9 protein-coding genes and 1 pseudogene are annotated in these 10,714 nt (G+C 55.1%); 2 read left to right on the plus strand and 8 right to left on the minus strand.

Features of this window, described 5'->3' with window-relative positions; all coding sequences use genetic code 11:
- Nucleotides 1–80: 80 nt before the first annotated feature.
- Together J7360_RS18360 and J7360_RS18365 are read right to left on the minus strand one after the other, a co-directional pair.
- The gene (locus J7360_RS18360) at nucleotides 81–515 is read right to left on the minus strand and encodes a DUF262 domain-containing protein (protein WP_209034432.1); all 435 of its coding nucleotides are present in this window, start codon (nucleotides 513–515) and stop codon (nucleotides 81–83) included.
- Between the two features lie 185 nt (nucleotides 516–700).
- Nucleotides 701–799 (minus strand): annotated as a pseudogene (locus tag J7360_RS18365) (transposase); the annotation flags it as partial.
- 61 nt (nucleotides 800–860) lie between these two features.
- Here J7360_RS18365 and J7360_RS18370 point away from each other — a divergent pair.
- Nucleotides 861–1,091: a DUF4113 domain-containing protein gene (locus tag J7360_RS18370; protein WP_209034436.1), complete on the plus strand. Its 231-nt coding sequence runs from the start codon at nucleotides 861–863 to the stop codon at nucleotides 1,089–1,091.
- Here the strand turns inward: J7360_RS18370 and J7360_RS18375 are convergent.
- The 6 genes from J7360_RS18375 to J7360_RS18400 all read right to left on the minus strand — a co-directional run bounded on the left by J7360_RS18375 (nucleotide 1,088) and on the right by J7360_RS18400 (nucleotide 9,993).
- On the minus strand, nucleotides 1,088–1,882 hold the full coding sequence (locus J7360_RS18375; protein WP_209034438.1) for a hypothetical protein: 795 nt from the start codon (nucleotides 1,880–1,882) through the stop codon (nucleotides 1,088–1,090). The genes J7360_RS18370 and J7360_RS18375 overlap by 4 nt on opposite strands.
- Before the next feature lie 229 nt (nucleotides 1,883–2,111).
- Nucleotides 2,112–3,293, minus strand: coding sequence for a GIY-YIG nuclease family protein (locus tag J7360_RS18380; protein ID WP_209034440.1), 1,182 nt, complete (start codon nucleotides 3,291–3,293; stop codon nucleotides 2,112–2,114).
- The gene (locus tag J7360_RS18385; RefSeq protein WP_209034442.1) at nucleotides 3,286–5,391 is read right to left on the minus strand and encodes a pseudomurein-binding repeat-containing protein; all 2,106 of its coding nucleotides are present in this window, start codon (nucleotides 5,389–5,391) and stop codon (nucleotides 3,286–3,288) included. The genes J7360_RS18380 and J7360_RS18385 overlap by 8 nt, the downstream gene beginning before the upstream one ends.
- Nucleotides 5,388–8,159 carry a DNA methyltransferase gene (locus J7360_RS18390; RefSeq protein ID WP_209034444.1) on the minus strand — a complete coding sequence of 924 codons (2,772 nt, stop codon included), beginning with the start codon at nucleotides 8,157–8,159 and terminating at the stop codon, nucleotides 5,388–5,390. The genes J7360_RS18385 and J7360_RS18390 overlap by 4 nt, the downstream gene beginning before the upstream one ends.
- Before the next feature lie 24 nt (nucleotides 8,160–8,183).
- Entirely contained in the window at nucleotides 8,184–9,353 is a 1,170-nt protein-coding gene (locus J7360_RS18395; RefSeq protein WP_209034446.1) for an XRE family transcriptional regulator, read from the minus strand.
- 10 nt (nucleotides 9,354–9,363) lie between these two features.
- Nucleotides 9,364–9,993, minus strand: a complete 630-nt coding sequence (locus tag J7360_RS18400; RefSeq protein ID WP_209034449.1) for a hypothetical protein — start codon at nucleotides 9,991–9,993, stop codon at nucleotides 9,364–9,366.
- A gap of 335 nt (nucleotides 9,994–10,328) precedes the next feature.
- Between J7360_RS18400 and J7360_RS21480 the strand changes: the two genes are divergently transcribed.
- Nucleotides 10,329–10,709: a hypothetical protein gene (locus J7360_RS21480; RefSeq protein WP_244667833.1), complete on the plus strand. Its 381-nt coding sequence runs from the start codon at nucleotides 10,329–10,331 to the stop codon at nucleotides 10,707–10,709.
- Nucleotides 10,710–10,714: the final 5 nt, after the last annotated feature.

Genomic DNA, 10,714 nt, shown 5'->3' on the forward strand with positions numbered 1-10,714 from the left:
TTCCCGCGGAAAGCGCCAGAAATGGCGAAATTCCGAAGTTCCAAAAGCCACTCTTCGGAACGACGCCACCTTCCGCCCTGTCAGGTCTCGTTGTTCAGACCTTCCCTAGTGGGAAGAAGCTTGAACTTTTCCTCTTCGGTCTCTGCCCGGTTGGCTGCATTCTCAATCAAGCCAGTGAAGCGACCAGCGAACTTCTCAGCCCCTTTGGCAGCACATAGGTTACGCGCAGCCATCAAAAAGACTTGCAAGGTTGTGAAGCGCTGCTGGCCGTCGATGACCAGGCGCGTCTCGATGGAACCTGCGGGGTTGGGCACCTGTTCGAGCACGATGGCGCCCATGAAGTGCGGGTGCGCCTTGCCTGTGCGAAGCCGCTTGTCCAAGAGTGCTTGGATATCTTCCCAAAGCGGCTCCCAGTTCTCTTTCTCATCCCAGACATAGGGCCTTTGAAACAGCGGCACCTGGTAAAACTTGTTTCCGTCGAACAAAGCGTCGAGCTGATTGGTTTTTGCGTCCATCTATCCCCAAGATCCTTTGTTACTGCGCCTTTGAGCAGTTTAGAGAGTGCGCGGCCCCTACCGAGGCTCCCCCGCCCTGAATAGTGGTCGGGTTTGGAGTCCGGGGCTGATGATATCGGTGTTTGCCAGATGTTGGGCATAGCAGCCGGGGTCATGCCGTCGATTGCTTTTTGGGGTCGATCTTAGCTGAAGCCATGCCGCCGGCATGGGTCCTTGATCGCCACGCCCGCGTCGGCTTCGCGCAGGAAGCCAATGATCTGTTCCTCGGTAAAACGCTTCTTCACGTCCAATCTCCTCGGAGTAGGGAATTGGACTCTAAACTGAGGCGCTACTCAAATTTGGGGAATGTCGCTGGATCTCACCCCAGGACCGGCGGCTCAAGGCGACTTGTTCGCGGGTTTGGATCCTCGTTCCAAGAGCCTCATGGACATGTTGGACAAGGACACCAAGAAATTCGGCTGCGGAACGGCAGAGTTCGCCTCGTCAGGCTGGAAGACAAAGCCGTGGGCAATGAACCAGAAAAGCCTGTCGCCAGCCTATACATCAGGGTCAGATCAGCTACTTAGGGTGACTTAATTAGAAAACCGCTCAGCGTGCTCCGGAAAAATATCGATCATGAAGAAGGTCTGCCGAAAACGCTCGAAGATGGCCGGATCACGGATCTTGGCTTCAACCTGCGCCTGAGACAAGATGGCTCCATGCTGCGCCGCCATGGAGCGAAGACGAGCCGCCTGCTTTTGAACGGCGTCATCCGTTAGATGATTCTCTTCGTACCCCTTCACAATCATCTGAAAAATCGTGTGTGCGCTTATTTGCCAGAACTCCTTTCCCGCCTCAGTGGCGCGCAACGCAGCCATGGCCTGCTCGGAAGATCTTGTCCTAAGCAGAGTTTGGTAGAACACGGATAAACCATCTTCGAGGATGCCAGCGCCGATCTCGCGTTTCGGGGCAAGAAATGCCCAGAATGGTGCTCGCTCCTCAACACGAGCGGAACCGCCTATTGATCCCCCAAAGCAAGCCGCGACAATAACAATCAGATTGAGCCTGGTTGCCATGTTAAGCGCAACGAACGCAGGCTTCATGTCGGCCCACATAAGTCGCGAACCGTCGGCAAACGCCAAGCCCTCCTCCCTTCCGTGGCACTCAATGTGTAGAAGCGGAACATAGGGTTGTTGCGCTGCTAGCTCCGCACACTCGCGAAGGAGGTCAATGAACGCCTGGGCAGACGGTACACGTCTGAATACGATGGCTGGGGTTTGCTCCATCACATAAGCCCAGTCGGAGACGTCGGCGTAAAGACGGGCAGCGGTGTTCTCACCATCTGGGAGCGAATCAAGGAACAGAATTTGATTGAATTTGGCGCTCATTGTCTGTTGTCAGGCCACGTTGACCAAACCGGCTGCATTAAAGGCGGCGTCTTCCGGATGAGCCGGCCGACCGCAGCTATCGCACACTCCGACTGGGCGTTCTGACTTCGACCCCCGAGATGTGGAAGTCGTCGCCCCAGCTTCCAACTGCCTCGATAAGCTGCTCATTAGCTCGCTCCTGTTGTGTTTTAGCCATGGTGGCAAACTTCAAGCAGGCAAACGAATCCGATCATTGCAGGACCAACGCAGCCTGAGTCGGGTCATAGACGTAACCGGTAATCGATCCGTCCTGGATGCGTTTCACCGCCTCATCGATCACATGTAGGGGAACAAGGAACCACTCTCGCGGGCGAACCGGATTGCCAAATCGATCTTCCAATTTTAGATCCAACCTGGCTGACTGGAAGATACGATGGAAGAGGTTTTCCAAGCGGACCCGGTTGAGATTGGAGAGCTTGTAGGTCGCCACCACTTCTACCTTAGCCAGCATGTAGGTGGGATCCTTGTCCGCGTTGGCGATGCGCGCCTCGACGCTCCCGCCCGTGATCCCGATCTTGTGGATCAGCTCGCGATGCTCAACCACGAAGGAATTGTCGGACAGGCTACGCAGCACATAGATGGTGCCGTTGACGATATCGTTTGGCTCCAAGGTGTCGCCAAAGAGAGGGCCAGCATCGTCATCGGTGATACGCCTGCCGGTGTCGTCCTTGTAGAGCGCCCGCTGCAAAGAGCGTTGCAGCAGGTTGCTTTCGGTGCCGTTTGAGTAGATGACGCGCAGCCTGGCATCAGCTTCGCCATTGGGCGCGCGGATGGTCTCCCCTACTTCGGCGACATAGGCCATCTGGCCGCCAAGAATAAAGAAGTTGCCCTCGGCTACACTCGCGTCCCGACCAAAGCGCAGGGTCTTGCGCAGGCCCGTCTTGATATCGCCTTCCACTCGCTCAAACAGCGGTTCGAAGCGATCAAAATCGGGGCACGGCGTCCGATTGGCTATGTCATCAGCCGATTTGCGCTCTTCGAAGGAGCGCACATGCCGCAATTGGGTGATGTCGTTTTCTTCCCCTCCAAGACCAAGTTCGGCCAAGAGTGCCGCATCATCCATGTCATCGGCGGCATCAGGCGCAGCGCGACTGGGAGGCGCCGAAAGGAGCCCCTGGGGATCCAGCGGCATCAGCAAAGGGTGCGCACTCGTTAACGCCCGTAGGCGGTCCAGCCTCACCGCATAGATGCGTTCGAAGATGTCGCGCTCTTCGCCATGCTGGGGCGCTCGCCCATGCTCTTGGACGAACCGGAGAATGTCTTCAAACCCTGCCAGGAGGCGCTCCTCCTGTGGGCTGTGGCTACTGGCCTTGATCGGTGTCGCTTCAAGGCCCAGTTCTTCCAGCAGTTCCTCGCCTTCCCGGTCAGCCATTGCCGCCTCCCTGGACTGCTGCTGCCTTTTGCTGGGCGATGTGGCGTTGCAACGAGGCCACGCCTTCGGCCATGCGACGCTCCCAAGGATCTGCCGAGCCGATTTCAGGCAAGCGCCCCCGCTCGTTCTTGAACACAACTGCGCGCTTGGCCAAGTCCTTAGCTTCTTCGTAGGAGATAGCCAGGCGCTTTGCTGCAATAGCGGATTGAACTTGACGAAGCACACGTTCGTCCATGGCCTTGGCCAGGACGGCGTAGGCGGCGTCGAAAGGATTGATCCGATCAATCAGGTCGATATCAAGGTCTTTAACATTGACAAATTTCCGGACCCCCTCGATCAAGGACATGTTTGGCGACTCTCCCTTTGCGTCACCTTGTGCGATCACCTGCTTGGCTTGCTGGGTAATGTTCAGAACCGCGATGGCGTGCTGGCGCACAGCCTCCTGATCTTCCTCACTCAGGTCCGGGTAGCGATCTCGAACGATCTTCGCCATCTGGACTTGGGTGATTTCCTCAGGCAGCGTATTTTCCTTGTCGAACAGCCCTCGTTCCAAGGTTGGCTTGTCCTGGATGAAGCCAGTGATGACTTCGTTGATATCCTCTTTGCAGATACGCGCTGCCTCAGGAGACTTGGGTTGCGCGAGGCCGTTGATTTCAACATGAACTTCGCCAGTGGCGGCATTGACGCCTACATTGGCTTTGCCGTCCTGGTAGCCCTCATCGCCGTAGTCAAAGCCCTCTTTCTCGCCTGCATTCTTGGGCGTGAACTCAAAGCGAGGCGCCAGCACTTGCTCCATCAGCAGACTGGCCGCTATGGCTTTGAGTGTGTCATTCACGGCATCGATCACGATTTCCGAGTCTGCGGCCGGCTCGGCAATGAGATTAGTGAAACGCGAGCGCGGCTTACCTGGTGCATCGCGAGTGGCTCGACCAATGATCTGGACGATCTCAGTCAGGCTGCTGCGGTAGCCAATGGTCAGAGCGTGCTCACACCAAATCCAGTCGAACCCTTCCTTGGCCATTCCAAGGGCAATGATGATGTCGACGTTGTCGCGGTTGTCCTTATGAGCCGGATCTTTCAAGGCCGTAAGGATCTTGGAGCGACGGGCCGCGTCGCTGTCGTCCACCAAGTCAGCCACCTTGATGATCCGCCCACCCTCGACTTCAATCAGGTGAAAGCCCGTTGCTTCATCGCGTCCCTTCCAATCGCCCAGGGAGGCGAGGATCTCATCAACCTCTTTGTGTTTGTCCTTCAAAGATTCGCGGGCATTGACATTGGGGATATGGATGATCGTCTTCAAAGACGGGTCCAGAACCTTCATGATCGCGTCCAGGTAGCGACCGGTATAGAAGAAATACCCGATGTCCAAGCTTTTGAGATAGGTATAGCCGTTTAGCTGCTCGTAGTAGGTATAGGAGACCGACTCGAACTTGCCCTCATCTTCAGGCGAAAGAACCGCGACCGCATCCCCACGGAAATACGAACCCGTCATCGCAACCACATGGACCTGGTCACGGCCAATGAGTTGTCCGAGCTGCGTGCCTAGCTTGTTGTCCGGGTTGCTGCTGACATGGTGGAATTCATCAATGGCGATAAGGCGCCCGTCAAACGCTTCGATACCGAACTCATCCACGGAAAAACGGAAGGTGGCATGCGTGCACACTAGAACCGGATCTTCGCTGGCCAGGAAAGCACCTACGGCCTTCACTTTGGACGGAGCTACCTTTCCGTTGTCTTCACCTGGCGCATTGCAAAGGTTCCACTGAGGCCTAACGACCCAGTCAGCCCAAAAGCCCTGCTCGGATAATTTCTCATCGGCAAAGCTGCCACCGATGGAACGTTCGGGCACTACGATGATGGCCTGCTTTAAGCCCTGGTTTTTGATCTTGTCCAAGGCAATGAACATTAGAGCTCGGGACTTACCGGAGGCCGGGGGCGACTTGATAAGCAGGTGTCGCTCGCCTCGCTTGGCATAGGCCTTTTCCTGCATCGGACGCATGCCCAGAGCATTGATCTTGCTGGAAACACCCGTCTGTGCCGTCGCGATGGAGACGGAGGGAACGGTATATTTGTTGGTCGGATTGCCTTCCATGCTCATTTCTTGGCCTTCTTCTTTGGCTTGCCTTGGCCCGCCGTCATCTTGGTGTATAGGTCGAACAGCTTTTCCAAGCGTTCGGTGTCATTGCGGAAGCGACGACCGATGTAAATGCGTTCCAAGACCTCATCATTGCGCTCATGCGCATGCCTGAGATTTTTTGGCATCTCATCATCGTAAAGATCTGCGATCGCTTTAGGGAAGTGAGATTCCCGGGAAAGAAGTATTTCTTCTGCGCAACGCGTCAAGTCACGTTTATTTTTCTCAGTCAGTGTAAGAATAGGAAATGTATTCCAACCCAGCGTATTCGAATATCTATAATCCATCTTGATCTTCCCGCACACCGTTGCAATCCAGATGAGGTGCAGGCGCGAGGCCAAGATTGCCAACACCCACAGCGGCGCATCGTATATGCCAAATGCAGCATTCGAAATTATGCTTCCAGTCGGAAGCAATCCGACCGGCAGGAAATCACGCGACTCACTTGAATGAATTGGCATGATTATTGAGCGCACGCCAGGACATCCTTGGATCTGCCTAAACCGATGAGGGTACTTACTCGCCGGACGAGTTTCCTTCGCCTTGCTAGCAAGGCGAAAATCTTTCACAAGGTCAAATCTTGACTGAAATTCGGCAAATTCGCTTACATACTTCAGATCAGCATCTTCCACCCAAACGCAGTAGCGGGGCTTGGCGTCGATGAATTCCTGGGAACCATAAAAGGGCCGCAAGTAAGGGGAAGCTCCCGGCTCATTTTTAACAATCAAGCGAGCCTCCTCAGTCGTCATCAGTAGATGACCGCCGTCCACCGGCTTATTTCCCCAATACATCACAGGAACATTAAAAATAGGTTTGCTTTCTGCCTCCACATATACGTCGGGACCAGCTACCAAATATGCATTGATATTTGGAACAATTTTCTGCACAGACTCGTCAGTGGTTCCAGTTGAAAAAATCAGCGCAGTCCTCTCACCACCGCGAGCAAGACCCACGATAACGACCGACACGCCTGCGTTCTTAGCAGCGAGGTTGTTCCACTTGAACGAGGTATGTGCAAACGATATTCGGATTTCATCTGTCAGTATTAAGGGCCAAAACATTGGCACCAGTTGACCCTGGCAGATGGAATTGGTTGATACAAACGCACTCTTCGCAGGGTGGTGTCGCATAAACTCCGCTGCCAGCCAGAACCAGCCCATCACGTAGTCAAAAGATTTCCAGTAAGTCGTCTTGCCTTCGAAGAGATTGCGAAGATCCTCCTTCTGCCCATCCGTCTGTGAACTCAGGCCCGCATAAGGCGGATTGCCACAGATGTAGGTTTCACCGCCTTCGTTGACGAAGTCCACTTCCGCCTGATCAACCGGCGAGTTAAACAGATTGTCGCCCACCAGCCTGACTCCCTCCTGGTCAACATCCATTAAACGGAGCCAATCCATTCGCAGAGCGTTGCCGCACGTAATCCAATTCTTGCTATCAAGCGGGAGAACCGTCGCCAAGGCCTCTTTTTGCCCGCGATAGACAACATCGCTTTGAAACTCGGCAATGACGAGGGCCAACCGAGCAATCTCTGCGGGGAACTCGCGAAGCTCAATACCACGGAAATTGGTTAGAGGAATCTCCGTGCGAAGCTCAGACTCACCGCGCCGCCTGTTGATCTCAGCCTCGATCTTGCGCATCTGCTTGTAGGCGATAACCAAGAAATTTCCTGAGCCACAGGCTGGGTCGAACACACGAATGCGCGCCATGCGCTTTCGCAGGTTCAGTAGTTTCACCTTGTTCTCGCCGGCAGCTTCCAACTGGGCACGCAGGTCGTCCAGAAAAAGTGGGTTCAGCACTTTGAGGATGTTTGGCACACTGGTGTAGTGCATGCCCAGTGAGCCGCGCTCTTCCTCGTCGGCCACTGCCTGGATCATCGACCCGAAGATGTCGGGATTAATTTCCTGCCATTTCAGCTCTCCAGTGCGGATCAAGTAGGAGCGCGCCGTGCGAGTGAAAACCGGCACATCGGTGCTACCAGAGAACAGACCGCCGTTGACATAAGGAAAACGCTCAGCCCAACCCGGCAGCTTGGCCGTCGCGCGCTCTTCGGTAGCGAGGTTCATGGCACGGAAGATGGTTTCCAACACTTGGTGGGTGTTGGAGCCATCAGGCTCGCTCATCGTTTGCAGAGTATTGGTAAACAGACTTGTGCCGTGGAAGATGTCTGTGTCTTCCGCGAAGAAGCAGAACACCAAGCGCGCCATGAAGTGGTTCATGTCCGCTCGGCGCTCGTCCGACGCCCAGGTCTTATTGTTCTGCAAAAGCTCGATGTAAAGTTTGGTCAGTCTTCCAGTCGCCCGAACATCGAACGGGTTCTCCTTGATCTCCTTGATTGTGGATATGCCTGCCAAGGGAAGGAAGAAGCCGAAGTGGTCAGCAAAGTTCGCGAATTCGCAAGCTAGCACTTCTCCACTGATTAGATCCTCGGCTTCCAGGGTTTGGCCATCGGTCGCCAGGATGAACTTGGCTTTGGCTGGCAGAGTTCGCGGACTGTCGCGCAACGCCTGCAAAGTCTCGTGGACCTTTCCCGGGGCACAGGTGGCCAGATGGATGTTGCTTCGTTGCAGGACGGCGCCCGGAACGTCGGACGCGTTGCTATCGCCCTTCCGCAGGCGCTTGATGGTGGTGTCTTTGTTCCCAAACGCTGTCAGGAACTGATATGGAAATTCTGCCGGCTCAAACGGGGCTTCAGCCAGAGCTGACATTGCCTCTTCAATCTCAACTGCGTTCATGCGCTCGCTGTTCTCTTAGTCATATCAGCCCTTTACAAGGCGTAGGTTTGCCCGGCTGGCCTTTGGAACAGCATCAGCGCTGCGACCACCTTTAAGTGCATTGAGCATCAGCCCGAAGGTCAGTTCGTTGATTTCTTCTGGCGGGATGGCTAGCTGCCTTGCTACGTCTGCCTTCCCTAGACCTTCATCACGAAGTGCTGTAAACACCTTTTCCAGGACGAGGGACTTCTCATGATTAATGCTCTCAGGCTCCTTCCCTCGATAACCAGCTTGTGCGATCTGGATGCAAAGCGTTCGATACGTCCAGTCGCTCGTAAGGTCTAGCGCATGCAACCGATAGTTCAATGCAGCGACCGACACCAGCCAGTGTTTTTTGTGCCGAATAAGATTTGGCACAGTGGCTGACCTTGGAGCAAGAGCAAGCACGCTCGCCTTGGGCATCAGGAACGCAGAGGCGAAAGCATTGGCCTCTCTTTCAAGATCAGGGCCTTGCGGCTGCGCATGCTGGTGCATCACCAGATGGCCCAATTCATGGGCCGCATCAAAGCGACAGTGTTCGGCGGATTTGAAGGTGTTCAGAAATACAAACGGACGACCACCCTTCCACATCGAAAAAGCGTCTACTTCCTTGGCGTCGATGGCCAGAGAATAGACACGCACCCCCCTGGATTCAAGCAAGGCGATCATGTTCTTGACGGGCTGCTCACCCATACCCCAATGCGCACGCAGCATTGCGGCTGCGGCCTCAGGATCCTGAGCGGAAGCGCGCGTTGGATAAGGTTCGTCTTCCTTCGACGAGTGATCACACCGCGCACCACTGGAGGATCCCCCTTCCCTGCCCAGATCGGGAACATCTGGGTCAGGCAACTGGAAGCGAGACTCAATCCAGTCGTTTAGCAACAGGGCAACAGCGCCCGCCCCCAGTGCGGAGTCGCGCTGAGGAGCAGACATTTTTGAGAGGGAACGGAAGCTAGCGACGTCAGGAGTTGGAACTTCTGGGTCATCGCCAAAGAAGAACGCTTCGGGGAACCGAAGCGCTTCTGATAGCTTGCTCAGAGTCGTGCTCTCTGGTTCTTGGGATCCGGCTTCGTAATTTGAAACCGACTTCTCCGTTAAACCAATCTTTTCAGCTAGCTCACGTTTCTTCATTCCCCGGCGCTTTCTCGCCAAGGTCAATCGCAACGGGTTGAACATAACAACCCCGTTATGCTTTTCGCTGGATTTCGAAATCGATGTCCGGTCCGCTAGGCGGATAGATTTCAACAAGCTGATCGTCAAACGGAATGCCAGCCAAGATGATGCGTTCGGCCCACCGGTTAATCTTGCCGTCGCTCCCGATACTCAATGGGCGGGACAACTCAACACGAATTTCGCCACGGGCTATATCGGTGTGATGCATCAGCACCCATGTCTGCTTGTCCTCATCTTCATCAATCGTCGCAGGCGGCATTTGTTCGAATAGTTCGAACTGACGATTGGCCTCGATCGCGTCCACGGTGTTGCGCCCCTTGCGGGAGCGATTAGTGGGATGTGCATCCGGATTGCCAGTGGCTTCATCACCTGATGCCACGGTGATCGCCAGTTTGAGGTCTTCATTGACGGTCAGAGCATAACTGCCGATATCTTCACGAACCCAATCCAGCGGCCGGAGCTGATCGCGCAACGCTGCGACAATTTCGCCCCACATGTTCAAGCCGTGGTAGATGATGGGGTGGTTGGCGGTCAGGCGCGTCCGCTGCAAATGACCCTGATTGACGGCCTCACGGAGGGCAGCCTCAGTCAGGCCCATCGCCTCCAAACGGTTGGCAACGTCGACGGGGTTGGTGGCGGGCATTGGAACTCCAAGGCAGGACTGGCTTCCGGTAATCCTCCCTCATTTGAGGAACGAAAACAAGAAGTCCGGGGGACTGCGCTGCGGCTCCGCCAAGCAACATACGGTAGAACGCGGATCTCAAAGGATCGAGAGACGCGGCCACGCAATTCAGCTGACCAATCCAGCTGTGCCGAAGGCCAACGACCCCGCTACTCGTCCGTTGGGGAACGATTCGGCTACCCCTTTGGCTGTAGTCAAAGAGTGCTTGGCCAAGGTGGGCAACTCGACGTCCTCCCAACCAATCAAGAGTGGCGCCGAGGTTTGAACTCCAATACTTACCGACCAGGAGATTGGCCATGAAGAAGTGCTTTGGCGAAGAGCAGATCATTGGCTTCCTGCGAGAAGCCGAGGCCGGCGTGGCGGCCGCTCGAATGTTTGTGGGCAGCGCCTGCATGGAATCTGCTATTTTCCGAGGGCGTGTGCAGAACCAGTCTAAGGAACGGGACGCCAACAGGAGAAGGGCTATGGCAGGTAAGAAGAAGGCAAGACTTTGGGAAGAATCAGTGGTGATTGGGCTTCGCGATATGCAGTGGCGCTTGCAACTCCAAAACCTACTCTCCCGCGAAGATCTATTCAAGTCAACTCAGGCTCGTTTCCAAAAGCAGGGCAACGTTACTGACGATGTAGCGCTTCGCGAAGTGATCCCACCAGGCTTCGTGACACTAGGGAAGGTCTGATCAAC

The organism is Xanthomonas sp. D-99, from assembly GCF_017746145.1.
GTDB lineage: Bacteria > Pseudomonadota > Gammaproteobacteria > Xanthomonadales > Xanthomonadaceae > Xanthomonas > Xanthomonas cissicola.